The organism is Streptomyces sp. SD31 (assembly GCF_052068475.1).
Taxonomy (GTDB): Bacteria; Actinomycetota; Actinomycetes; order Streptomycetales; family Streptomycetaceae; genus Streptomyces.
In genome coordinates, this window is record NZ_JBQHCX010000001.1 from 185,916 (window position 1) to 211,863 (window position 25,948).

The following is a 25,948-nucleotide window of genomic DNA, read 5'->3' on the forward strand; positions in this document are numbered from 1 at the left end:
TCGCGTGACACGCTGCGGGCCGGTTGGCAAGATGGCTCGAGCGGTCGGCAAGGTGCGGTAACAGGGAGGAAGCGTCTCGTGAGCAGCAGGCCATCCCGAGGCGCTGCTCGCCTCGCAGCCATACTCGACGCGCTTCCCGACGCATTGGTGCTGGTCAATGCCAATGGGACCGTCGTCAACGCCAACACCATCGCCCTGGAGACCTTCGAGGCGCCGGGGACCGCTCTGGTCGGGCGGGGGCTGCTCGATCTGCTGCCCCACTTCGACTCGAAGCTGATCCCGGGGTCCATGCGGCGGCCCGATCACATGGATCCGCAGGGGCGGACCAAGCCGACCCGGATGATGGCCCGGCGGACCGACGGGACGGACTTCCCGGTCGAGGTCACGTCCGCGAATCTCGAGAACGGCCAGCAGGCCTACGACGGCTACGGCTACACCGGTGACGAGCTGCTCATGCTCGTCGTGCGGGATCTCTCCGGGACCGTCGACACCGAGGCCGAGCTGGCGCGTTCGCAGCGGCAGACCGAGATGATCCTGCGGGCGGCGTCGGAAGGTGTCGTGGGAACCGACACCGAGGGGCGGATCGTTCTCGTCAACCCGGCCGCCGCTCAGATACTGGGTTATCGGGCCAGTGAGCTCGGTGGGCGTGAGCTGCACACGCTCGCCGTGCACTCCCGTGCCGACGGGTCCCCCTTCCCGTACGAGGAGTCTCCGCTCGCCGACACCCTGCGCTCGGGGCGCAAGCACCGGGTGCGTGGGCAGGTGCTGTGGTCCAAGGGCGGGGACAAGGTGTCCGTCGACCTGACGACCGCGCCCGTGCGCGACGGCGACCAGCTCGTCGGCGCCGTGATGACCTTCACCGACCGGCGGTCCTACGACGCCCTCGCCGATGAGAAGGCGGCGGCGGAGAAGCGGCACGCCCAGGAACTGGAGCGCCTCGCCGAGGAGCACGCCTCCGAGCTGACCGCCCTGCGGCAGAAGCACGTGGCCGAGGCCGAGGAGCTGCAGGAGCGGCACCAGGAGGAGCTCGCCGCCGGTGAGGAGCGGTACGCCGCGCTCGGGGAGCGGGAGAAGGACCGGTACGAGGCTCTCGCCGGTCGGCACGAGCAGCTGCTGACGCTGCTCGCGCGTTCCCTTCGCGGTCCGCTCGACGAACTCCGTCGGGAGCTGGCCGCGCTCGCCGCGGACGACGCGGGGCAGTTGTGGCCCGAGGCCAACCAGGTGCTGCATCACCTGTCGGCCGGGTACTCGCGGATCACGACACTGATCGACAACGTCCTCGGGTATCAGCGGCTCGACTCGGGTGGCGAAGGCGTCACCCGTACGAAGGTGATGCTCGACGCCGTCGTCGCCGCGGGTGTCGACGGGGCCGTCGAGCTCATCGGACCCGGGCGGGTGCAGTTCGCCGTGCACGCACCGCCCATCGAGGCCGAGGTCGACCCGCAGCGCCTCGCCACCGCGCTCGCGCATCTCGTCGCCGATGTCGCCGGCGTCGACGCGACCGGCAACTCGCCCGTGTCGGCGGGCGGTTACATGGACAACACCGTCGTCGTCGCGGCGGCGCAGCGCGGTGAGGTCGTACGGATCGAGGTGCGTGGGCCGTACACCGGGGGAGACCCGGTGCACGAGCCCATCGTGCGCGGGATCGTGCGGGCTCATGGCGGTGTGCTGCAGACACACGAGGTGCCGGGGATGAGCGGCAGTGCGTACGTCCTCGAAGTGCCGATCGGCGGTGGGGCCGGGGCCGTTCCCGCCGTTCCCGCCGCTGCCGTCGAGGTCGCCGCGGTCGCCGCGGCTGAGGCCGGTGACGGGACCGAGGCTGCCGCCGAGGGCGGCGAGCAGGGTGCCGGGGGCGGTCGGCGGCGGGCCCGGCGGTCCTCCGTCGATGCGTTCCTGGAGAGCGACACGCCCGGTGCCGAGGCCGAGGCCCCCGACGCCGAGGGCGCGGCGCCCACCGGACGGCGGCGCAGGCGCGCGGCCGCGCCTGCGCCGGAGCTCCCGCAGGGTGCGGGAGACGCCGGCGGCGAGGCATCCGGCGGTACCGGGCGGCGGCGCGCGCGACCGGCCGAGAGTGGCGACGGGGGCGAGGGTGGCCTGGACGGCCAGGGCGGTGTCGCCGAAGGAGCCGTCGTCATGGCCGCCGAGCACGCTGCGGGGACCGCGGCCGCCGGGAACGGGCTCGGCGGGACCGTACCCCCGCAAGGTGTGCCCGCCCCCAGTGGGCGACGTGCCCGACGTGACGGCGGAGAGCAGCACGCGCTGCCGCCCGCGCTGCCTGCGGGCGGTGACGCCGCCCAGCCGGGTTCCGAGGCCGGTACGGCCGGTTCGGGTGAGAGTCCTCAGCCGACCGGGCGTCGGCGGCGTGCCCTGGCCGCGGCGGCCGAGCGGGGTGCCGCGCAGGCGCGGGCGCAGGAGGCGGGGCCTCGTCAGGTGTTCGCGCTGCCGCCCGCCGCGGCGGACCGGGCTGCCGCCGCCGACGGTGTGGACGGTGTGGAGGGGCAGGGCGGCGCGGAGCCGACTCCGGCGCCGGGTTCGGGTTCGGGTTCGGCCATGACTCCGACCACGGGCGCGGGTGCGGGGGCGGCCATGACTCCGGCTTCGCCTGTGGCTCCGGGGCAGATGCCGGATGCGGTTCCGGTCCCGGGTGCGGTTCCGGGTGCGGTTCCGGGTGCGATCCCGGGTGCGGGTCAGGTGCCGGCTCCTGTGCAGGGGCAGGCCCCGGGCCAAGCCCAGAGTCCGGGTCAGGTCCAGGTTCCGGGTCAGGTCCAGGTTCCCGGCCAGGTCCAGGTTCCCGGTCAGGGGGCCCCCGGTGACGTACGCGTCGACGACGGTCGGCACGATGCCGTGCCGCACGACCAGTCCGAGGACCACACCCCGCCGCAGCCGCATCCGACCAGCGCGCCGACCGGGCGTCGTCGCCGGGCCGTGGGCCAGCCGGCGGAAGCCGCCGGGGCGCCGACGCAGGGCGCGCCGACGCAGGCTGCCGCCGACCAGGGCGTGCAGCAGGGTCAGCCCCAGCCGGTGCCTGGCCACCCCGCCCCCGTGCAGCCGGTGCCGGGCCAGCCGCTCCCCACCGAGGCGGCCCCCGGGCAGGGCACCCCGGCCCCCCAGCCGTGGCCCGCTGCCGACGACACCTCCGGCGCCGGGACAGCCGTACCGGCGAACGTTGCTGCGGCGACCCCCGCGCCCCCGCACACGGCCGGCGCTCCCGTCCCGCCGCAGGGCTCCGCCACCCCCGTACCGCCGAATCCGAACGCCCCTCAGCAGGCGCAGCCCCAGCCCGCCCCGGGTACGCCGGCTCCGGGCACCCCGTTGCCTCCCGAGGCGGCCGCGGCGGCCCAGGCCACCCAGCAGCGTGCGGCGCAGCCTCTGCCTGCCGAAGCCGCCGCCGCTCCCGGCGCCCCCGTCGACCCGAACTCGACGCAGGGACGGGCGATCAGTGTGCGGACGTTGGGGCAGGGGGTGCCCTTCACACGGCAGGCGGCGCAGGTGCAGCAGCCGTCGACGACGCCTCCCCCGCATCAGACCAGCGGTGGACGGCGCCGCAAGCTGGGTACGCCACCCGACCCCGCCACCCGGACCGGCGCGCCGGCGGAACAGGCGGCACGGCCGCATCCGCAGGCCGAGCAGCCGGTGCCCGCGCAGCCGGTTCCCTCCCCGTCGCCGCAGCCGTCACTCGGCGGGCAGCCCCAGCCCTCGCAGGCCGGGCAGTCGCGGCTGGCGCCGGTGACCGAGGGCGCCGGGCGGTCGTACGCCATAGGCGCGCCGGACGAGAACGCCGCCGAGGGACCCGAGCCGCTGGACGGGCCGGGCGGGGCCGTCGAGGTCGCCGACACCCCGCGCCCGCAGCCGATGGACGACGAGTTGCCACCGGAGCCGCTGGACAACCCGCGGCGGCTGCTGGTGTGGCCGGCGCCGGACGTGACGACCCAGCAGGCGCTCAGCGACCGCGGCTACCGGCCCGTCATCGTGCACTCGCGCGAGGAGGTCGACGCGCAGATCGCGGCGTTCCCGGCCGCGCTGTTCGTCGACCCGCTGACCGGGCCGATCACCCGGACCGCGCTGCAGTCGCTGCGGCAGGCGGCGGTGGCCGCCGAGGTGCCGGTGATGGTGACGGCGGGGCTCGGGCAGGCCTCGCGGGAGGCGGCGTACGGCGCCGATCCCGCCGTACTGCTGAAGGCGCTCGCGCCACGGGACAGCGAGCAGCATCCGCCGCGCGTCCTGCTCATCGAGGAGCACGCGGAGATCGCGCTGGCGTTGACCGCGACGCTGGAGCGGCGCGGGATGCAGGTGGCGCGGGCCGCGAGTGATGCCGACGCGGTGGCACTGGCGGGTGACTTCCGGCCGAACCTGGTGGTGATGGACCTGATGCAGGTGCATCGGCGCCGGGCCGGGATCGTGGACTGGCTGCGTGCGAACGGCCAGCTCAACCGCACCCCGCTCGTCGTCTACACGGCCGCCGTCGACCAGGCCGACCTGCCGCGGCTGGCCTCCGGCGAGACGGTGCTGTTCCTCGCCGAGCGGTCCACCAGCGGTGAGGTGCAGTCCCGGATCGTGGACCTGCTGTCCCGCATCGGGACCAACTAGCCCCCTACCTGGCGACCATCCGCCGCGCGGCCTCCTTCACCGAGGCACGCAGGCGATCGCGGTCGGTGTCGTCTCCGCCGACCAGGATGCGGGCCATCTGGGGGACGACGGTGACCCAGTCGGCCACCGCGATCAGCAGGAACAGCAGGTCGCGGGCCGGGATGGCGCCGGTGACGACGCCGCGGTCCTGGCCGTCCTGGAGCGCGGCGACCTTGTGGCGGTAGTGCTCCTGGCGTTCGGTCTCGTCCGGCAACTCGTCGGTGCCGTACTCCAGGCCCTCCCACAGGAGCAGCCGCAGCACCTCGGGGTGGGCCTCGTGGTAGTCCATCAGGCGGTCGATCCAGCCGTCGAGGTCGTCAGGGTCGACGGGGACGGCGATGGCGAGGTCGAGCATGACCTGCCCGAGGACCTTGGTGAACAGCTCCGCTTTGTTGCCGTAGTAGGCGTAGATGAGCTGCTTGTTGGCCTTCGCCTCGGCCGCGATGCGGTCGACGCGGGCGCCCGCGATGCCGTAGCGGGCGAACTCCGCGACCGCCGCGTCGAAGATCCGGGCCTTTGTGGCCTCGGGGTCCCTCACTGCCATGGGTTCAGGGTAGCGGGGCAAATAACCAACTGTTTGGTTGACGGGAAGGGGTGCCCCGCGCAGACTGTTCACAGATAGCCAACCAACCAGTTAGTTACTAGAGCCGACTCGAAGGAGTCACTCCGCTCATGTCGCAGGCGACCACAGAACAGCAGGTCAGGCCCGCCCGCCAGCCGACGGGTACGGCCGTCCCGTCCCGCTTCTTCCTCCCCCTCATCGCCCTGTGCTCCGCCGTCACGGCCGCCAACATCTATCTCGCGGCGCCGCTGCTCTCGGTCATCGCGCAGGACTTCGGCACCGCTCCCTCGGCGGTGGCCTGGATCGCATCGGTCGCGCAGTTCGGCTACGCCGCCGGCCTGCTCTTCTTCGCCCCGCTCGGCGACCGCGTGAACCGGCGCCGACTGGTCGCCGTGCTGTCGCTGGCCACGACCGCGGCCCTGGCCGTGGGTGCCGCGGCGACCGGGACCACCGCGCTCGCGGCCGCCGTCCTCGTCGCCTCCGCGGCGACCGTCGTCCCGCAGCTCCTGGTCCCGCTCGTCGCCGAACGCGCCCCCGCCGAACGCCGCGCCCGCCATGTCGCCGCCCTCATCGCCGGGCTCTTCACGGGCATCGTCGCCGCCCGCGTCCTCGGCGGCCTCGCCGGGCAGGCCTTCGGCTGGCGGTGGGTGTTCGTGGGGGCGGCCGTACTCACCGCCGTGCTCGGCCTGCTGACGGCCGCCGTCCTGCCTGCCGAACGCTCCCGCCGCACCGGTGGCCCAGGCGGTCTCCTCTCGGGCCTCACCGCGATGCCGGGCCTGGTGCGCCGCTCCCCCGACCTGTGGCGCGCATGCCTACGGCAGGCCGGAATGTACGGCGCCTGGAGCGCCCTGTGGACCTCGCTGGCCCTGCTGCTGACGGGTGAGCCGTACGCCCTCTCGACCGCGACCGCCGGGCTCTTCGGCCTCTTCGGGCTGGCCGCGAGTGTCGTGGCCCCGCTCGCGGGCGGCCTGGTCGACCGCTTCGGCGCCGCCAGGGTCGTACGGTCCGCGTACCTGCTCGCCGCCGTGTCCGTGCCACTGTTCTGGCTGGGTGGGCGCGTGATGGTCGCGCTGTTCGTGGCCGCCGTCGCCATCCACGCCGCCCTGGTCGCCTCCCACGTCGCCAACCAGACGCTGGCCCTGACGACCACGACCTCCCCCGCGACCGCCAACAGCGCCTATGTCGTCGCCGGCTTCACAGGCGGCGCGACCGCCTCGGCCCTGGCCGGCTTCGCCTTCGGGCATTTCGGCTGGGGCGGAGTGTGTGCGGTGGCCGGGGTTTGGCTCGTGGTGGGGTGGGGGTTGACCGCCGGGCGGCGGTGACGACGCCGGAAGGGGCGTGAGTCGTACGGCGAGGAAGGTGCCGTACGTCGGCGGAGCGTACGGCGGTGAAGGTGCCGGACGTCAGTGGAGCGTACGGCGGTGAAGGCGTCGTGCCGGGTGAAGTGCTCGGCGGCCGGGACGAACCCGCCTCGTCCCGGCCGCCGTATGCGTGTCAGAGCTGAGTGACGTCCAGGTCGCCCTCGGCGTACTGCCTGCGCAGCACCTTCTTGTCGAACTTGCCGACGCTCGTCTTCGGCACCGCCGGGATGACCGACCAGCGCTCCGGGAGCTGCCACTTGGCGATCTTGCCCTCGTCGGAGAGGAAGGCGCGGAGCGTCTCGAAGTCCGCGGTGGCGCCCTCCTTGAGGACGACGGTGGCCAGCGGGCGCTCGCCCCACTTGTCGTCGGGGACGGCGACCACGGCGGCCTCGGCGACGTCCGGGTGGGACATCAGCGCGTTCTCCAGCTCGACCGAGGAGATCCACTCGCCGCCGGACTTGATGACGTCCTTGGCGCGGTCGGTGAGGGTGAGGAAGCCGTCGGGAGAGATGGTGCCGACGTCACCGGTCTTCAGCCAGCCGTCCTCGCTGAACTTGTCGGCGGGGCGCAGGGGGTCGGCGTCCGGGCCGTTGTAGTAGGCGCCGGCGATCCAGGGGCCGCGCACCTCCAGCTCACCGGCCGACTCGCCGTCCCAGGGGATGCGCTCGCCGCCGGGGCCGGTGAGGCGGGCCTCGACGCTCGTCGGGAAACGGCCCTGGGTCAGCCGGTACGCGAACTCCTCCGCCGTGCCGACCGCATGCGCCGGCGGCCGGGCGACCGTGCCGAGCGGGGAGGTCTCCGTCATGCCCCAGGCATGGCAGACCCGCATGCCCAGCTTGTCGAACGCCTCCATGAGCGAGGGCGGGCAGGCCGAGCCACCGATGGTGACCTGGCCCAGGGTGGAGACGTCCCGGGGCTTCGCGGTGAGCTCGGCGAGCAGGCCCTGCCAGATGGTGGGCACGGCGGCCGCGTGGGTCGGCTTCTCGCCCTCGATCATCTCGGCGAGGGGCGCGGGCTGCAGGAAGCGGTCCGGCATCAGCATGTTGACGCCGGTCATGAAGGTGGCGTGCGGCAGTCCCCAGGCGTTGACGTGGAACTGCGGCACCACGATCAGCGAGGTGTCCTGGTCCGTCAGGCCCATCGACTGGGTCATGTTGACCTGCATGGAGTGCAGGTAGACCGAGCGGTGGGAGTAGACGACGCCCTTCGGGTCCCCGGTCGTGCCGGAGGTGTAGCACATGGAGGCGGCCTGACGCTCGTCCAGCTCCGGCCAGTCGTACGTGGTCGGCTTGCCGGCGATCAGCTCCTCGTACTCGTGCACCTGCACGGACGCGCCCGCCAGCGCGGAACGGTCACCCGGCCCCGACACCACCACATGCTCCACCGTCTTGAGGTGCGGCAGCAGCGGGGCGAGCAGGGGGAGGAGCGAACCGTTGGCGATGACCACACGGTCGGCCGCGTGGTTGACGATCCAGGCCAACTGCTCGGCCGGGAGGCGGAGGTTGAGGGTGTGCAGGATCGCGCCCATGGAGGGGATCGCGAAGTACGCCTCGACGTGCTCGGCGTTGTTCCACATCAGGGTCGCGACCCGCTCGTCACCGGCCACGCCCAGGTCCTCACGCAGGGCGTGCGCCAGCTGCGCCGCACGCGCACCGACCTCCGCGAAGGAACGGCGGTGTGGCTCGGCCTCTCCGGTCCAGGTGATGACCTGCGATGAGCCGTGGATCGTCGACCCGTGGGTCAGGATCCTCGAGATCAGCAGCGGTACGTCCTGCATGGTGCTCAGCACGGCGTCCTCCCGGGGCGACATTGCCTACGCGGTAGTAAGGGTTGCGGAGATTCTGCGCGCATACCGCGCGGTATGTCACTAGGGGAGAGTGATCGATCATGTCACGTTGCGTTCATGGTGGCGTGACGATAACGGGGAGGCGGGTTCGATCGGGCTGAGTCGGGGGACGGGGTGGAGGCAACGGGGATGAAGGTGGGTTACAGGGCCGGCGCGGTGGTCGACAGGGGCCCCGGTCTCAGGACCTCGCCGTCAGCCCTGCGCCGGTACTAGCGGACCAGCCCCAGCTCAGCGTCCTCGCGCAGCTTCCCGAGCGCTCGTGACACCGCCGACTTCACCGTGCCGACGGAGACCCCGAGCACCTCGGCCGTCTGGACCTCACTGAGGTCCTCGTAGTACCGCAGGACGACCATCGCCCGCTGCCGGGCCGGCAGCCGCATGATCGCGCGCCACATCGCGTCGTGCAGCGCCTGCTTCTCCGCCGGGTCGTCGTGGCCGGGGGTGGGCTCCGGCTCGGGCAGCTCGTCGCAGGCGAACTCGTCGACCTTGCGCTTGCGCCACTGCGACGTCCGCGTGTTCAGCAGCGCCCTGCGCACATAGCCGTCGAGCGCGCGATGGTCCTCGATGCGCTCCCAGGCGACGTACGTCTTGGTGAGCGCTGTCTGCAGCAGGTCCTCCGCGTCGCTCGGGTTCGCGGTCAGCGAGCGGGCGGTACGCAGCAGCACCGGCTGGCGGGCCCGCACGTACGACGTGAAGGAGGGATACGTCGCATTCGGCCGGGACCGCGTCGCGGCGTCGGAAGCGCTGGTGCAGACGGGTGTGGTCATGGCTCCACGCTATGAGCGGCCCCTGCTCCAGCGGATCGGCCGCAGGTGCCGAAGCAACGTCCGCCTCAGGTTGTAGGGCTGGGGCTGACTCCACCTCCTGAAGGTGGACGAGCGAGGGACACATACTGCGGGATTACCCCTGGGGGTCATCCGTCGGCGGCAAGGACCAGCCCCGACGTCGGCACGCCCGTACCCGCCGTCACCAGCACCCGCTCCGCCCCGGGTATCTGGTTCACGGACGTCCCCCGCACCTGCCTCACCCCCTCCGCGATGCCGTTCATCCCGTGCAGATACGCCTCCCCCAGCTGGCCCCCGTGCGTGTTGAGCGGCAGCCGCTCCTCGGCGACGAGGTCCCCGGCCTCCCCCTTTCCGCAGAACCCGAACTCCTCCAACTGCATCAGCACGAAAGGAGTGAAGTGGTCGTACAGGATCCCCACGTCGATCTCCCCCGGCCCCAGCCCCGCCGTCCGCCACAGCTGCCGCGCCACCACGGCCATCTCCGGCAGACCGGTGAGGTCGTCCCGGTAGAAGCTCGTCATCTGCTCCTGCCCTCGGCCGGCGCCCTGGGCCGCCGCCGCTATGACGGCCGGCGGACGGGGCAGGTCACGGGCCCGCTCGACGGACGTGACGACGAGCGCTTGGCCGCCGTCCGTCTCCTGGCAGCAGTCCAGCAGCCGCAGTGGCTCGACGATCCAGCGCGAGGCCGCGTGGTCGGCGAGGGTGATGGGTCTGCCGTGGAAGTACGCGGCCGGGTTGGTCGCCGCGTACTTGCGGTCGACGACGGCCACATGCCCGAACACCTCCGGCGTCAGCCCGTACGTGTGCAGATATCGCTGGGCCGCCATCGCCACCCAGGAGGCCGGCGTGAGCAGCCCGAACGGCAGCGACCAGCCGAGCGCCGCGCCCTCCGCCGACGGCTCCCGGTGCTGCACCCCCGACCCGAAGCGCCGCCCCGACCGCTCGTTGAACGCCCGGTAGCAGACCACCACCTCCGCGACCCCCGTCGCCACCGCGAGCGCCGCCTGCTGGATGGTCGCGCAGGCCGCGCCGCCGCCGTAGTGGACCCGGGAGAAGAAGGACAGCTCACCCATTCCGCAGGCCTGGGCCACGGTGATCTCCGGGCTGGTGTCCATCGTGAACGTCACCATCCCGTCCACGTCCCCGGGCGTCAGCCCCGCGTCGTCCAGCGCGGCCCGCACCGCCTCCACGGCCAGCCGGAGCTCACTGCGGCCCGAGTCCTTGGAAAACTCGGTGGCCCCGACACCGACAATCGCCGCCCGACCGGCAAGGGCGTCCCGCGCGTGAACGCTCATGCCGGGCCCTCCGACGATGCGGTGACCGTGGCCCTCGTCGGCGCGCTGCCCGCCGCCCCCACCGCCACACTCGCCGCCTCCACCGGCATGCTGTCCGCCGCCCCCGTCGGCACGCTGTCCGCTGGCCCCACCGGCGCACTGTCCGCCGCCCCCACCGGGACGGTGCCCGCAGCCCCAGCCGGGACGGTCACCGTCACCGTGCCGGTCACGTGTCTGCCGATGCCGTTCGCGCCGACCACCCGTACCGTCGCCGTGTCGCCGTCGACCTTCTCGACCGCGCCTCTCAACACCATCGTGTCTCCGGGGTAGTTGGGCGCCCCGAGTCGTATGGCCACCGTGCGCAGCACGGCCGTCGGTCCGAAGTGGTCGGTGATGTAGCGGCCGACCAGGCCATTGGTCGTGAGGATGTTCATGAAGATGTCGGGAGAGCCCTTCTGGCGGGCCGACTCCGCGTCGTGGTGCACGTCCTGGTAGTCGCGCGAGGCGATGGCCCCGGCCACGATCAGGGTGCGGGTGATCGGGACCTCCAGCGGCGGCAGTTCGTCACCGGCCTTGATGCGCTTCCCCGCCACGCCCTCACCGGCCCTCATGCGACGACCTCCCGAATGTGCTGAGACTCCTGAGCGCGCCAGACCGGCAGCGCCAACCCCTCGTCGTACTCCTGGAATTCGAGCCGCACCGGCAGCCCGATCCGCACCTTGTCGTACGGCACTCCCACCACGTTGCCGATCATCCGCACGCCCTCGGCCAGTTCGATCAGGCCGACCGCGTAGGGCGGGTCGAAGGCGGGGAACGGTGGGTGGTGCATCACGACGTACGAATAGACCGTCCCCTCGCCACTCGCCTCGACCTTGTCCCAGTCCAGGCCGCCGCAGGCGTTGCAGCCGGGCAGCCAGGGGTGCCGCAGGGTGCCGCAGCCGGTGCAGCGCTGGATGAGCAGGCTGTGCCGCTGGACGCCCTCCCAGAAGGCGGCGTTGTCACGGTTGACCACGGGGCGGGGGCGAGCAGGCTGCTTGCGTGGCCCCGACTGACCGGCCTGACGTGACTGACCGGCCTGACGTGACTGACCGGCCTGACGTGACTGACCGGCCTGACGTAACTGGCCGCCCTGGCGTATGGGTGCGTACTTGAGGATGCGGAATCGGTGGGTGCCCGCCAGGTCGGTGCCGACGCGGATGTCCATGCGGGTCGTGACGAAGTACCCCGTGCCGAGCTTCGTCGTCTTCCTCTCCGACACCGACTCGATCACCGAGTCGAAGGTGATCTCGTCCCCGAGCCGCAGTGGCCGTAGATACTCCTGCTCGCAGTCGGTGGCGACCACCGAGGTGTAGCCCGCCTCGTCGAGCAGGCCGAGCAGCTCCTCGTACGCGTGCGCGCGTCCCGTATGGCCGGAGAGGCCGCTCATGGTCCACGCCTGGAGCATGGTGGGCGGAGCGATGGCGTCGGGTCCCGAGTACGCCGGGTTGGTGTCGCCCATGGCCTCGCACCAGTGCCGGATCATGGGCGCGTTGACGGGGTCCTTGCCCACGCGCGACACAGCGGCGCGCTGCCCCTCGTAGGCATTCAGCCGCGTCTCGAACTCCTCGCGTGCTTCCGCCTCATGGCTCACCACGGGCTCGTAGCTCACCGTCGCCCCCTCGTCCTCATCGCCCCACGGCGCATCGCACTGACACTTCTGGTACACCGCGACCGCCGATCCGGTTCCCACGAGTTTTTGGGAACTTCACGAGGCACCGGGCGTCCCGGGTCCCAGGCCCCCCACGAAGGTTTCTGACTGTCCGTCAGATATGCATCACTGTCAAGGCTGCCATGGGCCGCCGAAGGCCACCAGAAGGCCGTCGAAGGCCACCGGAAAGCCGCCAAAGGCCACCCGAAGGCCGTGGAAAATCCAGCAGGAACACGGAAAAACGCCTGCGCGGCGGCACCGAAGTACCGCCGCGCAGACGCGTTGCACCCCACAGCACACCCCACAGATCCGAGAGGGCCGGCGCGTGAGCACCGGGGCGCCGGCCCCCTCAGCTCACCACCAGAGCGGAGTGAAGTTGACGGACGTGTTGTCGTTGCCCTGGTTGACGGCCGTGAACGCGGAGCCGTTGACCTGGGCCGTGTTGCTCTGGTTCGAGGCACCGGAGCCGGTCGCCTGCTGCTGTGTGGTGGACGAGGTGCCGTAGTTGTCGCCGCCGACCCCGCTGCCGATGAGGCCCTGGGCGGCGTTCGTGACGGCCGCGCTGGATCCGTCGTCCGCGAAGGCGCCGCTGTCCGCCGTCGCGACGCCGGTGAACAGTACGGCGGCGAGCGGGAGTGCGGAGACGGCTGCGATGACGCGGGCGGTACGGATGCTTGCCATGTTGTTCCTCCAGAACAGGTGCGCCCAGGCTCCCCGCCGGACGCATAGGTGGTGCAGAAGTACTGCTCGTTCCAAGGCAGTTGGCCGACCACCCTGGAGCCGTGCACGACGTCGCGAGATCAGAGTTGCCCACCGAATCCCCGGCGAACCACCCCGGAAGCCGCTATTCGCCCTGAAGCGTGATGACAAGTCGATAAACCCCTTTCGTCACTTCTAGCCATCCAAGACGGGGTGGTACGGACAGCTCCACCTCAAGCCCCACCAGGGACGAAAGGCTCCAGACGGTCGCCGATGAAACCTCCCCCGACCGGCGAGCCGCCCGGCGAGTCGCCCGGCGAGTCGCCGGGGGTCACACCCCTCCCCCCTTCCCTTTTTCGAACATTCGTACGAACATGGAGTCATGGCCACCACCGACCGGCAGGCCACGACGCTGGCCCTCGCACACGCCCTGTCAGCCGCCGAACGCGGACTGGCCGTCATCCCCCTGTCCCGGACGAAGCTCCCGGCCCTGCGCTCCCCGCACCGCGACGACCCCGGCCCGGCCCCCTGCCACGGCGAATGCGGCCGCCTCGGACACGGCGTCTATGACGCCTCCACCGACCCCGCCCGCATCCGCGAACTCTTCGCGGCCGCCCCCTGGGCCACGGGCTACGGCATCGCATGCGGCCTGCCCCCGCACCACCTGATCGGCATCGACCTCGACACCAAATCCGGTACGGACTCCTCTACCGCCCTGCGCGAACTGGCGCTGCGTCACCTGTTCACGATTCCGCCCACGGTGGTCGTCCTGACCCCCAGCGGCGGCCGCCACCTCTGGCTGACCGGCCCGCCCGACGTCGTCGTACCCAACTCGGCGGGCCGCCTCGCACCCGGCATCGACATCCGCGGCGCCGGCGGCTACCTGGTCGGCCCCGGCTCCCGCACCGACCACGGCGTCTACAGCACCGCCCCCGGCACTTCCCACATCGCCCCCGCGCCCTGTCCGCGCGCCCTCCTGCGCCTTCTGCTCCCTCCGCCCCGCACACACCACCCCACGCCCCCGTCGACCGGCGGTCACGGGCAGGGACTCGTCCAGTTCGTGCTCGCCGCCCACGAGGGCCAGCGCAACACCCGCCTGTTCTGGGCCGCCTGCCGCGCCTACGAGGACGGCATCGGCCCCGCCCTCGCCGACCCCCTCGTCGAGGCGGCCCTCAACACCGGCCTGACCGAACGCGAGGCCCGCGCGACGATCGCGTCGGCTGCCCGGATGACGGGGCACCGGCCCTGACGGCGCGCGCGGGCCTCGGCGCGCGCCCGACGAGGCGTCCCGGTGCCCTCAGGCGCCTGACTGGACGTCCGGTGCCCGCAGGCGCCCGACTGGACGTCCGGTGCCCGCAGGCGCCTGACAGGCACCTGCACCTTGAAATTCATGGGAGCTCGATGCACCACCGCCCTAGAGTGCCGACCATGTCGCTGACCCGCGTCGTCCTCGCATCCGGCCGCTCGCTCGACCTCTCCGAGCTGCGGCTCTCCTCGACGTACGGCGGAATGCTGGAGGGCTACCCGTGCAAGCCGGTCAACGACATGACGATCAAGGGCCTCTTCCGCGCCGCGGAGCACGCCCACCCCGCCGTGCCGGTGCACCTCGTCCCGCCGCGGCGCGAGTATCCCGACCAGTACGCGGGCGCGTTCGGCCCGGTCGAGGTACTGCCGTCGGTGGCCTGCGTGGGCGCCTTCCACTCCACGGCCCTCGACCGCGACCACGACCCGGTCCTGTATCGCTCCGCCCTCACGATCATCTGGTTCCAGCCCACCGCGCGCGTGCCGTCCGGCTGCGACGCGGAGGAGGCACTGCGGGAGGTCGACTGGGAGGGGCTGGCGCGGGACTACGAGCTCTAGCCGGACCACGGCTACGAGCTCCAGAACGGGCCTACGGCCTGGAACGGGACCACGAACTCTGGCCCCACGTCCCTCCAACGACAGCCGTGGCGGAGAAATCGACTTGCCCCGAAGGGGTCCCCGTCTGCCAGGGTCGGCCGATGAGCACTTCCCGACGTGACCTGGTGCGCTGGCAGTTCGATCTCACCTGGGCATTGTTCGAGTACCACCTCGAACGGCTCCGCCCCGAGGACTTCCTGTGGGAACCGGGGCCGCACTGCTGGACGGTGCGCCCGGCCGCAGACGGCACCTGGGTACCGGACTGGGCGGACACCGAACCCGATCCCGTCCCCGTGCCGACCATCGCGTGGGTGAGCTGGCACATCGGCTGGTGGTGGAGCGTGGCCACGGACCATCTCGGGGGCCGCCCGCCCCGGGAGCGGACCGACATCACCTGGCCCGGCGACGGGATGGCGACCGTCACCTGGCTGCGGGACCTGCGCGCGGACTGGCTGGCCGCGCTGGAACGGCTCGACGACACGGACCTGGACGCCCCGGCGGCGTTCCCCTGGCCGAACGACGCGCAGTACACCGTCGCCCACATGATCGGCTGGGTGAACGCCGAACTCATGAAGAACGTCGCGGAGATCGGGCAGTTGAGGCTGCTACGGGCGCCGGAGAAGAAGAACTCGTGAGACGCGCCAAGGGCCGGCCGTCCTCATGATCTGCGAGAAGGGGCGCCCGGAAATCCGGCGGCAACACCGGACGGCAGTACAGGCTCAGCCTCGCGACCGATCCAGTTGCTCGGATGCGGCTGGTCGGTGGTGACCACCAGCGTTGCCCCCGGGGTGTCTGCATGCTCGACCGCGAACGTGCACGGCGACCAGGCCAGCCCCTGGAAGTACGTAGGCCTGCCTCGCAGCCGCCATCGGTAGGCCGTGCCGTCGACAACGATCAGTCGTGATCCCTTGCGGACCAGTGCCATGACTCCCGCTTCAACAGCGGAGATGCTAGCGGGCCTGGCCCCGCCGTCCGTCTCAGTTTCCGTCTCATTCAGCGCCGTTCACGGCCGTTCAGGCGAGGCCCAAGGCGGTATCCGCTCAGGCGGACGGCCGCCCATGAACGCAGGTGAAGGCCCCGTCCGAGACCCACAGGACCACCACCACAGTTGGAAAGCGTGCTCCTGCCGTCGGCCCTGGCGAGAGGTGGTGCGCGGTCGGCGCTGGCAGGTCATCGCTTGGCCATCAACGAAGCCCAGCCGTCGGTTAGGTCCCGGACGAGTCTCCGGGCCGCCCCCAGACAGGCCAGGGATGCAACCATTCCCTTCAGAGCTGGAACCCCCGGAAGCCGACCGCGCGTTCGAGACCATAGCCGCAGGCACTGACAGCGGACCCTACGCTGATCGACCGTTCGGTGCAGCCGGTCGGCCGCGCACCCCAACCGCGCCAGATCGAGCGGGGAACAGCGGGGAATCACTGGGAACACAGGCGCCGCAGCCAACACCGGCGCTCAGCCGTTTTCCCAGGTCAGCACTCAATCTGACCACGAGTGATCGCAGCTTCCCAAGCTGAGGGCGGCGCGCTGGAAACCAGGAGGCAGCGCACGATCGGCTATGTGATCACTAGCAACACCAGCCACATCAGGGCGGCAAATGAGGGTAGTGCGTAAACGATCAGCGGCAGAGAGCTCCAACCTGGTGGTCGGCACGTCAGGGTCTCCGCGTACTCAGCGAACATCGCGGTTGCGCGGCGTTGGATCGCTCGGAAGTACCTGAAGTGGCGGTGTGCGACATACAGCCAGGTCAGTGTGAACACGATTCCGAACGCCGCGATCACGCGAGCTGAAGGGAGGTTTGTGTCACCAGCGGTCAGGATGGTGCCGTAGGCCACGGCCAAGAGGGACTGCGCCACCAAGAACAGGTTCCCCTGCTGGTAGCGGACGTTGTCTTCATGGAGCCAGTGCTGCCACAGTCGGTTGGCCGCTGCCTGTTCTTCGTCTGGCCCGGCGGTTGAATCCCCCATGGGAGCTCCTTGCCCCTCCGTTGGCGGAACTATCCCGTCCGTGGCGCCTCGCATGCTGTCGTACGGCGTCAGCCGCCCTACACCACAGCCGCCGGCGCGACATCGTGATCTTCTTGGGCCGAGGAAAGGTCAAAGGCGTCGGGTGTTCCAACGGACCGCCGTTGTGGCACGCCTGGCATCTGTGGTGGTACAGCAGCGAAGTACAGCGACCACATCAACCGCCCCGGTCCAGCAACGCCTGTCCCAGACCGTGAGACGACCTGTATGAGCTTCACTGACCGATCTCTGTGGAGCTACGGATCAGAAGGGCGCAGGGTGTGGTGGCACACTGCACCACACCACACCTCGCACCACAAGCGCATCAGATCGAGAGTGGAAGGGCCGCTTCACGAGTGGTGAGAATCGCTCACTGCCAAGAGGAGCCCACGGCTCGTCGCGACACGGAGCACGTCCTGCAAGGCTTCGTCAGCTGTCTCGTCAGAGGTCGCAGCTCCCCCAACTTCACGGTCTCGTCGCCGAGTACTTCCTGTGCATGCTCCAGGAGTTCGGCTGTCATCCCGAGTTGGACCGACTCAATGTTGTCCGCCAGGCGGGACATGCAGCCGTCACGGTCGTCGGTGCTGCTGATTTCCCAGGGCGTACTGGAGCGTCGGGCAGGGTCCGGCACTTACGTCGCTGAGCCCCGGCAGCGTGTGCGGGTCGTCCGTTCATCGGCGCGCGAGCGGCCCGAGAGCTCCCCGTTTCGCGCGGACATGAAGGCTGTGGGCAGGCAGGGGGACTGGGAGAGCCGGACCGATGACAAGGTCCCGGCGCCGGCAGAAATCGCGGCTCGTCTCGGTATCGCCGAGGGCGACCTGTGCGTCCGTACCGAGTACGAGTTCCTCGCCGAGGGCAGGCCGGTGCAGCTGTCGACGAGTTGGGAACCGTACGACCTCACCGCCGGCACTCTCGTCGTCCTGCCCGAGGGAGGGCCGCACGCCGGAGCCGGCGTCGTGAACCGGATGGCGGAGATCGGGGTCGCCGTCAGCCACGCCGTAGAGCAGCCGGAACCGCGGCAAGCGACCGCCGAGGAAGCATCGCTTCTCGGCATCCAGAAGGCCGCCCTGGTCACGCACATCCGCCGGAGCTACTACAGCGACCAGGGGCGCCCCGTGGAGACGGCGGACATCGTGGTGCCCGCTGCTCACTGCGAGATCGTCTACGAGATTCCGATCAACCGTTAGCCGGCCAACTCATGCCGTGGTCATCTCGCGGCTCATCCGTGCCCCTGTCCGTGCCCCATCCGTGCCCGATCGCACGGGAAACCACGGGCAGACACGGCTACGAGCGGGCACCGCACAGAACCACGGCCCCCAACCATATGACCTGGTCAGGGGCCGTTCTCACTGCTCATCGCGCGGTGGGTGTGGGATTTGAACCCACGGTGACATCGCTGCCACGACGGTTTTCAAGACCGTTCCCTTAGGCCGCTCGGGCAACCCACCTCGCCCCGGCCCACCAGGGGCGGAGCGGGTACAGCGTACCGGCCGTGAGCGTGTCGCGGGGTACATGGTCCGTATGGGGTGCGGTTGCTTCAGTGCCGGGGGCCTGGGCGGGACGCAAGGGCTCGCCGTCAGGTGTCGTCGCTCAGGCGGACTCCCTTGACGGCGGTGTCGAAGACCGGCCGGTACTCGTGCCATTGCTCGTCCGGCGCGGAGAGGTAGATCACGTACTGGGTGCCGTCGGAACTCGCGAAGGCCAGCTCCGCCGCGCGGTACTTGCGTGCTCTGCCGTCGAAGGTGAACTCCCAGTACCCGGCAGGCCGTCCCCGGAAGGTCGTCTCGGCCATCCTCACCCGTTCGTAGCCGGGATTGTCGCGGGCGGTCTGTTCCTCTTCCGTCTCACGCCAGTGCCGCAGCGGATCGGTGCCCGCGAACTCGACGACGTTCACCCGCAGGCCCACCAGTTCCGACGGGTCTATGTAGCCGACTTCGCCGCCGGGCAACGTCTTGCGGGTCCAGCCGTCCCGCACGGGCACGGAGATGCCGGTGTCCGGCTCCTTGAGGTGGTACCCGGCCGGCACCGGCGGCACGGTGAGGCTGGGACTGGGACGGGGGCTGACGGTGGGGGAGGGAGTGGACGCCCCGGAGCCGGACGCATGCGTGCTCGGATCGTCGGCGCTGCCCTTGAGCCACCACAGCGCGCCGCCCGCCAGACAGGCGGCGAGTGTCACCGCCAGGACCGACCGCATCACCGTACGGCGGCGGTTGCCCTTGCCCTTGCCCACGCCCTTGTCGCCGGGAGGCGCGAGACCCTCGGCACGGTCCGGTCGCGTGGGTGAATCGAGGCGGGCGGTCCGGGGACCGGTCACCTCGCCCAGGCGGCGTTCGACCTCGTGTACGTCCATGCGCTGTTCGGGATCCTTGACGAGCAGACCCTCGATCACCGGAGTCAGCTCCCCGGCCCTGCGCGAGGGCTCGTACGGATCGGTGGCGATGGCGTACGCCGTCTCGATCGGGGTGTCGCGGCGGAACGGGTCCCGCCCCTCGACCGCCTGGTACAGCGTCGCACCCAAGGCCCACAGATCACTGGCGGGACCGGTCTCGGGATGCGCGCCCCTGAGTCGTTCGGGGGCCAGGTAGCAGATGGAGCCGATCAACTCGCCAGGCTTGGTCAGCGAGGACGTACCCGACTCCATGGCGATCCCGAAGTCGGTGAGGACGATCCGCCCGTCGTCACCGAGCAGAACGTTGGCGGGTTTGACGTCCCGGTGCAGGACCCCGGCGTCATGGGCGGCGCGCAGGGCGGCGACCATGGCCCTGCCGATCCGGGCGGCCTCCTCGGGTGGCAACGCACCGCGCCGATCCAGTACGTCGCTCAGCGTGACCGAGGGGATGTACTCCATGACGATGCACGGCAGGCCCTCGTCATCGACGACGTCGTGCACCACGATCACGTTGGGGTGGGTGATCCGGGCGGCGCTGCGGGCCTCGCGGCGGGTGCGCTCGTGGAGCGTGCGGATCTCGTCGTCCTGCAGGTGGGGCGGGATGTGCAGCTTCTTCACGGCGACGTGGCGGCCGAGCAGTTTGTCCTCGGCACGCCAGACGGTACCCATACCGCCGCTGCCCACCCGCTCCACCAGCAGATACCTGCCGGCGACGAGCCGCCCGAGATCGGACACCGCGAGACCGCCCCCTTGTCTGATCACCATTCGCGGCTCCGCTTCCCATTCGCGAACAGTCGAGGTCGAGAAGGCACCATAGCCCATCCGAACATATGGACACGGTCGCCCTCGAACGGCAACTCCCCGTGCGCGCAACGCCATCCACACCCGTTGCCGGCCGGCGAGCAGCTCCCTGGCCGTCCGGCCGGGCCATCACCTCGGCGAACGACAGTGCGGCGGGCGCCCTCCCGGCGGCGAGGACGCCGGTGCGTCGCGTCCTGGTTCCCGCCGATCCCGAATACGCCCGCCCCTCCCCAGAGCAAGGGCAGCAAACAGGATCAACAGACGAACACGCGCGCGTGCCGTCGGCTCTGGTCGGAGCCGGACGTACACGCGCGCGTGGCCGTGGCGTCAGCTGTCGCCCGTGCGGGAGCCCAGGGTGAGTTCGACCGTGTGGGACTGGCCACCGCGTTCGTAGGTGATCGTGACCTTGTCGCCGGGCTTGTGCGTCCAGATCTCGCCGATCAGGGTGGGGCCGGAGTCGATCACCCTGTCGTCGAGCTTGGTGATGACGTCGCCGGGCTTGAGGCCGGCCTTGGCGGCGGGGCCGCCCGCCTCTACGGCGTCCGAGCCGCTGGCGCCCTGTTCGGTGATCTTGGCGCCGTCGGTGGTGTCCTCCAGGGAGACGGAGGCGCCGATCTTGGCGTACACCGGCTTGCCGGTCTTGATCAGCTGCTGCGCGACGTACTTGGCCTGGTTGATCGGGATGGCGAAGCCGAGGCCGATCGAGCCGGACTGGCTGGTGCCGCCCAGGCCGTTGGCGGCGGACTGGATCGCGGAGTTGATGCCGATGACGTTGCCCTGCGCGTCCAGCAGCGGGCCGCCGGAGTTGCCGGGGTTGATCGAGGCGTCCGTCTGCAGGGCGCTCATGTAGGAGGCGTTGCTGCCGGTGCCGTCGCTGGAGGCCACCGGGCGGTTCTTGGCGCTGATGATGCCCGTCGTGACCGTGTTGGAGAGGCCGAAGGGGGCGCCGATCGCGATCGTCGAGTCGCCGACCGCCACGTCGTCGGAGTTGCCCAGCGTCAGCGGCTTGAGGTCCGACGGGGCGTTCTTGAGCTTGATCACCGCCACGTCGTAGCCCTGCGCGTGACCGACGACCTCGGCGTCGTACTTCTTGCCGCTCGGGAACGTCGCCGTGAGCTTGCCGCCGTCCACCGCGTCGGCCACCACGTGGTTGTTGGTGACGATGTGGCCCTCGGTGTCGAAGACGAAGCCGGTGCCGGTGCCGCCCTCGCCGCTGCTGCTCTCGGCCTCGATGGTGACGGTGCTCGGCAGTGCCCTGGCGGTCACGGACGCGACCGTGCCCGGGTCACGCTTGATGTCGCCACCGCTGTCGGCGGCGGAGACGGTCGTCGAGGAGCTGTTGTCGTCGTTCTTGGCCAGGGTGTAGCCGAGGCCGCCGCCGAGTCCTCCCGCGACCAGCGCGGCGATGAGGACCGCGGCGAGCAGTCCGCCGCGCCCACGGCCGGACTTCGGCGCCGGCTGCTGGTAGGTGGCACCCCAGCCGGAGCCCGCACCGTCACCAGCACCAGAACCGGCACCGGCACCGGCACCGGCACCGGCACCCCCTGCGACGGCGCCGCTGTCGGCGTACGGCGGGGTGGGCGGCGGCGGAGGCGGCCAGGAGGCGTCGGGGGCCGAGCCCTGAGAGGCGGGCGGCTGGGGGCCGTTCGAGGCGGCCGGGGCGGCGGGCGGCTGGGCGCCGTTCGAAGCCCCTTCGGCGGCGTACGGCTGGGACCCGTTCGCGGCAGCCTCGGCGGCGTACGGCTGAGTGCCGTTCGAGTTCGCCGGGGCGCCGTTCGGCACCGGCGGGAGCGGAGCGGTCGGGGCGGCATCGCCCTCGGACGCCGGGCGCTCCTGGGATGCCGGAGCAGCAGGAGCATCCACCGGCACGGGAGGTGCGGACGGGGCCGGGGGTACCGCGGCGCCCTCGTTCTCGGTGCTCACAGCTTCTCTCCTCGATCCACGGCTGTAGTTTTCGGTCGCACTCGGTCACGCCCGTTCACGCCGACCAGTATTCGTCGGCGGTGGGTGCGCTTCAGCTGTGCATGTCTTTTTGTATGCCGTCAGCTTTTCCCACAAGCCGTCAGAGCACCATAAGCGGTGGCTGTGGGTCCACGGCCACTCTTTATATAGGGCACTTACGACTAAACAGGCGCAATCCCAGCATCCTCAAGACCGCTCCGGCCGCACGTCTACCCGCCTGCGGTGGGACCATGACGCGGTGACCCACGCACGGCAGCAGCAGATCCAAGTCGTCGCCCATCGCGGAGCCTCCGAAGACGCTCCCGAGCACACCCTGGCCGCGTACAAGAAGGCGATCGAGGACGGCGCGGACGCCCTCGAGTGCGATGTACGCCTCACCGCGGACGGTCATCTCGTCTGTGTCCACGACCGCCGCGTCAACCGTACGTCCAACGGCCGCGGCGCGGTCTCCGCCCTGGAGCTCGCCGAGCTCGCCGCCCTGGACTTCGGCTCCCGCAAGAACCGCGACTCGTGGAAGAACCGGACCGAGGAGCCCGACTGGGAGTTCCGGCCGGAGGACCCCGAGGACACCTCCGTACTCACCCTGGAGCGGCTGCTGGAGCTCGTCGCCGACGCGGGGCGGCGCGTGGAGATGGCGATCGAGACCAAGCACCCGACCCGGTGGGCGGGGCAGGTCGAGGAGCGGCTGCTGGTCCTGCTGAAGCGGTTCGGGCTCGACGCGCCCGCCTCGGCCGACGAGTCCCCAGTGCGCGTCATGAGCTTCTCGGCGCGCTCACTGCATCGCGTGCGTGCCGCCTCGCCGACGCTGCCGACCGTCTATCTGATGCAGTTCGTCTCACCCAGGCTCCGGGACGGACGGCTGCCTGCGGGCGTCGGCATCGCCGGCCCCTCGATCCGGATCGTGCGCAGTCACCCGGCGTATGTGGAGCGCCTGAAGCGGGCCGGCCACCAGGTGCACGTCTGGACCGTGAACGAGCCCGAGGACGTCGACCTCTGTGTCGAACTGGGCGTCGACGCCATCATCACCAACCGCCCCCGCGCGGTGCTGAGCCAGCTCGGCCGCTGACACGCGCGCGTGGCCGACGCGGCCAAAGCATGGTCGGCATACGGGCCGGAGCACGGTCGACGCACGGGCCGGAGCACGGTCGACGCACGGCCGGGAGCAAGTGGCCCCAGCAAACCGCACACCCGGAAACCCCTAAAACCTCATCAATCCCTGCACAACCTCTTGACCCCGCAGCCCCTTGAGCCCCATCCTCCACTCCCGGTCACACCGTCGAATTCCAGCCATCTCGATTACAGGGAGTGCTCCGGCGCGTTCGGTCCGTATTCGATCGTTGCGAGTGCGTCACCGGACGTTGATTGGCCGGTTTCCGGTACAGGCCAATGGGGCATCCACACCGTGGCGTGGGGCAAAGGAGGTCTCGGGGGTGGCGTTGGTGGTGGCACAGGAGGTGCCCACGTCGTCGAGCATGGCCGTACCCCATGGCCCTGCGGGCGTGGGGAAAGCGAGACACCGTATGCGCTCTCAGTTGCGCAGGGGCGGGGTGTCGGAATCGGTCATCGACGATGCCGTACTGATTCTTTCCGAACTCTTGAGCAACGCCTGCAAACACGGCCGGCCGCTCGGTGACGCACTGTCCGGGGACGGTGATGTGCGGGCCGCCTGGCGCGTGGACGCGGGCGGCAGGCTCACCGTGGAGGTGACGGACGGCGGCGGGCCCACCCGCCCCGCTCCGGCCACGCCCTCGGTCACCGCACACGGCGGCCGCGGGCTGAACATCATCACCGCCCTTGCCGACGACTGGGGCGTGCGGGACGACGCCCGGGGAGAGGTCACGGTCTGGGTCGTGGTCCACGACGCCATTCATGATCCGGATGCCGGGCACCGCCGCGACGACTTCGCTACGCGCGTCGCAGCGCCGACGGTGGGCGCGATATCCGGCCTCGACTTCGCAGACGCCTTCGACGACCTGGACTGACGGCACGGGTTCCGGCGAAGGCGCTGCTCCGCCAGAGGCGCTGCTTCCGGCACGACCCGGTGGGTTGTCCACAGGCTCCCGTCCCGCATGGCGTGAACGGCTAGGCTCGCGCCGTACGAGACGAGCCGTAACCGGGAGACACCCACGATGGCCAAGAAGCGACCCCAGACCAAGGCCAAGCGCCCGCAGCTCAACGATGGAGAGATCCCGGTAGTCGGCGCACGCGAGCCGTGCCCCTGCGGCAGCGGCCGTCGCTACAAGGCCTGCCACGGCCGGGCCGCCGCGCACGCGGTGACCGAGCTGGTGCACCGCCCGTTCGAGGGGCTGCCGAGCGAGTGCGACTGGGTGGCACTGCGCGAACTGGTGCCGGCCGCCACGGTCGAGCTGACCCTGAAGGGCGGCCTCCCCGAGGGCGTCCCGTCCGTCACCCTGGCCACCGTCCTGCCGATGGCCTGGCCGGCCCTGCGCCGCGACGACGGCTCGGTCCTGCTCGGCCTACAGAACGACACGGCATCGGGCGACATCAGCCGCGACCTCGCCGACACACTCCAGCAGGCCCTCACCGCGCCGCCCGGCACCCCGGTGCAGGGACGCCGTGCCCCGGTCGACGGTCCGCGGCTGCAGGATCTGCTCGACCCCGAAGGCGCGTTCGAGCCAGTTGTGCACACGGGCTTCGAGTTCTGGGTGCCGGACGCGGAAAACGCCACTCCGGAGGTGACCGCCTCCCTGGAGCGGGCCAACGCCGCGGCCATCCCGACCGTGCGACTGAACGGCGTGGACTCCGCCTACTGGTGCGAGACGCCGGACAAGAACCACCTGCGCTGGGTCATGCCGCACCCCGAGGAGCAACTTCTGGACGCCCTCGCGCGGCTGCACGCGGCAGGGAAGTCGAACCTCGGCGAAGGCACCCGTCTCGTGGGCTCCTTCCGCGCTCACGGCCTCACCGTGCCGGTCTGGGACCTGCCCAGCGGCGTCGGCGCGGAGGACGTGGAGAAGCCGGCGGCGGAGTTCGCCGAGCGCCTCGCCGCGGCCCTGGCCACCGACGCGCCGCTCACCGCGGACGAACGTCGCGCGCGTGGCGGCCTGACCAACCGGCAGGTCACGCTCAGCTGACGAGCAGTGCGGAGATCGGGTTCGGCTGAACGGCCGTTCAGCCGAACCGGTCCGCCCGGGAAGGGTGAGTCCCCTCACAACTCCCATGCGGAGCAAGGGAATCCGTGACTGGAAAGCCCGGATCGAATTTGCGAACCGCCGATCTCTTGTTACCGTTCCAGTAGCCCGGTTGCTGGTGCATCCCCCGTCGCCAGCAACCGGGTCTTTCCATGTGCGCACTCCTTTACGGAATGGCGCCGCCTGTCAACCGCCCGCAGCGGTCCCGGAATTGTCCGGCGAGGAGTTACTCGCGGAGCGCAGCAGCAGCGGACCGCTCCCGGCCCGGGACGCGAACTCCGCGACCGCCGTGTAGGCGTCCAGATTCCCCCGAGTGCGCTCCCGGGGCGTCTCGCACGTCCCCGGCTCGTCCTCGGCGCCCCCGGCGCAGCGCATCTGCACCGTGCGCCCACCGGGCCCCATGAGACTCAGCACGGAGTCCAGCGCGCCGCCGGTCGCGTTGCGGAAGTAGGTGCGCGCCCAGGTCTCGTCGCCCTGCGTGAGGACGCAGGTCTGCGCCTCGACGCCTTCGGGGGAGGTGAGTTCGGGACCGCAGCGGGCGGCGGTGGCAAGGCCCAGGCCGAGCAGCAGCGAGGAGTCGACGGACTCGGCGGCGGGCGCCTTGGCGTCGGCGGGGCGGGACGGGCGTACGGCACCGTCCTTCGGAGCATGGGGTGAGGGCCGTACGGCCTCACGCGCGGACGTGCGTCCGGCGGCCCGGCTCGCGTCGACGACCTGGCCGGCGGCCGCCCAGGCCAGCGGCAGGGCGACCGCGGCCGCCGCGACGGACGCGAAGGCGATCAGACGGATTCTTCTACGACTCGGCCCGCGGCGATGCGACGACGGTGCCCTATTTCCCCTGCTTTGACGCGGCATACAGCGGAATGTAACGACCGCTCGGGCATGTGCCGTTCCGCGCGCGCCGTTCG

At 71.1% G+C, this 25,948-nt stretch carries 18 protein-coding genes, 1 tRNA gene and 3 pseudogenes; 9 read left to right on the forward strand and 13 right to left on the reverse strand.

Annotated elements, in window-relative coordinates; genetic code table 11:
* Positions 1-78: 78 nt before the first annotated feature.
* Positions 79-4,587, forward strand: a complete 4,509-nt coding sequence (locus tag ACTMVF_RS00830) for a PAS domain-containing protein (RefSeq protein WP_441269001.1) — start codon at positions 79-81, stop codon at positions 4,585-4,587.
* A 4-nt stretch (positions 4,588-4,591) separates the two neighbouring features.
* On the opposite strand, the gene ACTMVF_RS00835 is transcribed toward ACTMVF_RS00830, so the two are convergent.
* The gene (locus tag ACTMVF_RS00835) at positions 4,592-5,170 is read right to left on the reverse strand and encodes a TetR family transcriptional regulator (RefSeq protein WP_441269002.1); all 579 of its coding nucleotides are present in this window, start codon (positions 5,168-5,170) and stop codon (positions 4,592-4,594) included.
* 128 nt (positions 5,171-5,298) lie between these two features.
* On the opposite strand from ACTMVF_RS00835, the gene ACTMVF_RS00840 reads away from it, so the two are divergent.
* Positions 5,299-6,510, forward strand: a complete 1,212-nt coding sequence (locus tag ACTMVF_RS00840; RefSeq protein WP_441269003.1) for an MFS transporter — start codon at positions 5,299-5,301, stop codon at positions 6,508-6,510.
* A 172-nt stretch (positions 6,511-6,682) separates the two neighbouring features.
* On the opposite strand, the gene ACTMVF_RS00845 is transcribed toward ACTMVF_RS00840, so the two are convergent.
* The 6 genes and pseudogenes from ACTMVF_RS00845 to ACTMVF_RS00870 all read right to left on the reverse strand — a co-directional run bounded on the left by ACTMVF_RS00845 (position 6,683) and on the right by ACTMVF_RS00870 (position 12,822).
* Positions 6,683-8,359, reverse strand: coding sequence for a long-chain fatty acid--CoA ligase (locus ACTMVF_RS00845; RefSeq protein ID WP_441269004.1), 1,677 nt, complete (start codon positions 8,357-8,359; stop codon positions 6,683-6,685).
* 245 nt (positions 8,360-8,604) lie between these two features.
* Positions 8,605-9,162, reverse strand: coding sequence for a SigE family RNA polymerase sigma factor (locus ACTMVF_RS00850; protein ID WP_441269005.1), 558 nt, complete (start codon positions 9,160-9,162; stop codon positions 8,605-8,607).
* A gap of 146 nt (positions 9,163-9,308) precedes the next feature.
* Positions 9,309-10,475: a lipid-transfer protein gene (locus ACTMVF_RS00855; RefSeq protein WP_441269006.1), complete on the reverse strand. Its 1,167-nt coding sequence runs from the start codon at positions 10,473-10,475 to the stop codon at positions 9,309-9,311.
* A 170-nt stretch (positions 10,476-10,645) separates the two neighbouring features.
* Positions 10,646-11,032: pseudogene (locus ACTMVF_RS00860) on the reverse strand (MaoC family dehydratase); the annotation flags it as partial.
* A gap of 29 nt (positions 11,033-11,061) precedes the next feature.
* Positions 11,062-12,102 carry a bifunctional MaoC family dehydratase N-terminal/OB-fold nucleic acid binding domain-containing protein gene (locus ACTMVF_RS00865; RefSeq protein WP_441269007.1) on the reverse strand — a complete coding sequence of 347 codons (1,041 nt, stop codon included), beginning with the start codon at positions 12,100-12,102 and terminating at the stop codon, positions 11,062-11,064.
* Between the two features lie 393 nt (positions 12,103-12,495).
* The gene (locus tag ACTMVF_RS00870) at positions 12,496-12,822 is read right to left on the reverse strand and encodes a hypothetical protein (RefSeq protein ID WP_441269008.1); all 327 of its coding nucleotides are present in this window, start codon (positions 12,820-12,822) and stop codon (positions 12,496-12,498) included.
* 400 nt (positions 12,823-13,222) lie between these two features.
* Between ACTMVF_RS00870 and ACTMVF_RS00875 the strand changes: the two genes are divergently transcribed.
* The 3 genes from ACTMVF_RS00875 to ACTMVF_RS00885 all read left to right on the forward strand — a co-directional run bounded on the left by ACTMVF_RS00875 (position 13,223) and on the right by ACTMVF_RS00885 (position 15,374).
* Complete coding sequence (locus ACTMVF_RS00875; protein ID WP_441269009.1) at positions 13,223-14,089, forward strand: bifunctional DNA primase/polymerase; 867 nt, start codon at positions 13,223-13,225, stop codon at positions 14,087-14,089.
* A 179-nt stretch (positions 14,090-14,268) separates the two neighbouring features.
* Complete coding sequence (locus ACTMVF_RS00880; RefSeq protein ID WP_441269010.1) at positions 14,269-14,700, forward strand: hypothetical protein; 432 nt, start codon at positions 14,269-14,271, stop codon at positions 14,698-14,700.
* A 140-nt stretch (positions 14,701-14,840) separates the two neighbouring features.
* Entirely contained in the window at positions 14,841-15,374 is a 534-nt protein-coding gene (locus ACTMVF_RS00885) for a DinB family protein (RefSeq protein WP_441269011.1), read from the forward strand.
* Between the two features lie 56 nt (positions 15,375-15,430).
* Here the strand turns inward: ACTMVF_RS00885 and ACTMVF_RS00890 are convergent.
* Together ACTMVF_RS00890 and ACTMVF_RS00895 are read right to left on the reverse strand one after the other, a co-directional pair.
* Positions 15,431-15,664 (reverse strand): annotated as a pseudogene (locus ACTMVF_RS00890) (hypothetical protein); the annotation flags it as partial.
* Positions 15,665-16,289: 625 nt separating this feature from the next.
* On the reverse strand, positions 16,290-16,700 hold the full coding sequence (locus tag ACTMVF_RS00895) for a hypothetical protein (protein ID WP_441269012.1): 411 nt from the start codon (positions 16,698-16,700) through the stop codon (positions 16,290-16,292).
* A 528-nt stretch (positions 16,701-17,228) separates the two neighbouring features.
* Between ACTMVF_RS00895 and ACTMVF_RS00900 the strand changes: the two are divergent.
* Positions 17,229-17,923, forward strand: a pseudogene (locus ACTMVF_RS00900) (GntR family transcriptional regulator).
* A gap of 174 nt (positions 17,924-18,097) precedes the next feature.
* On the opposite strand, the gene ACTMVF_RS00905 reads toward ACTMVF_RS00900, so the two are convergent.
* The 3 genes from ACTMVF_RS00905 to ACTMVF_RS00915 all read right to left on the reverse strand — a co-directional run bounded on the left by ACTMVF_RS00905 (position 18,098) and on the right by ACTMVF_RS00915 (position 21,849).
* Positions 18,098-18,184 (reverse strand) — tRNA-Ser (locus tag ACTMVF_RS00905).
* Positions 18,185-18,312: 128 nt separating this feature from the next.
* Positions 18,313-19,890 (reverse strand): serine/threonine-protein kinase, encoded by a 1,578-nt coding sequence (locus tag ACTMVF_RS00910; protein ID WP_441269013.1) that lies wholly within the window; start codon positions 19,888-19,890, stop codon positions 18,313-18,315.
* Positions 19,891-20,253: 363 nt separating this feature from the next.
* Positions 20,254-21,849: a trypsin-like peptidase domain-containing protein gene (locus ACTMVF_RS00915; protein ID WP_441269014.1), complete on the reverse strand. Its 1,596-nt coding sequence runs from the start codon at positions 21,847-21,849 to the stop codon at positions 20,254-20,256.
* Between the two features lie 277 nt (positions 21,850-22,126).
* Between ACTMVF_RS00915 and ACTMVF_RS00920 the strand changes: the two genes are divergently transcribed.
* From ACTMVF_RS00920 to ACTMVF_RS00930, 3 genes are all read left to right on the forward strand, one after another.
* Positions 22,127-22,954: a glycerophosphodiester phosphodiesterase gene (locus tag ACTMVF_RS00920; RefSeq protein WP_441269015.1), complete on the forward strand. Its 828-nt coding sequence runs from the start codon at positions 22,127-22,129 to the stop codon at positions 22,952-22,954.
* Positions 22,955-23,231: 277 nt separating this feature from the next.
* Positions 23,232-23,870 (forward strand): ATP-binding protein, encoded by a 639-nt coding sequence (locus ACTMVF_RS00925; RefSeq protein WP_441269016.1) that lies wholly within the window; start codon positions 23,232-23,234, stop codon positions 23,868-23,870.
* Positions 23,871-24,017: 147 nt separating this feature from the next.
* Positions 24,018-24,983 (forward strand): DUF5926 family protein, encoded by a 966-nt coding sequence (locus ACTMVF_RS00930; protein ID WP_441269017.1) that lies wholly within the window; start codon positions 24,018-24,020, stop codon positions 24,981-24,983.
* Positions 24,984-25,226: 243 nt separating this feature from the next.
* Here ACTMVF_RS00930 and ACTMVF_RS00935 read toward each other — a convergent pair whose 3' ends face one another.
* Complete coding sequence (locus ACTMVF_RS00935) at positions 25,227-25,895, reverse strand: hypothetical protein (RefSeq protein WP_441269018.1); 669 nt, start codon at positions 25,893-25,895, stop codon at positions 25,227-25,229.
* Positions 25,896-25,948 lie beyond the last annotated feature (53 nt).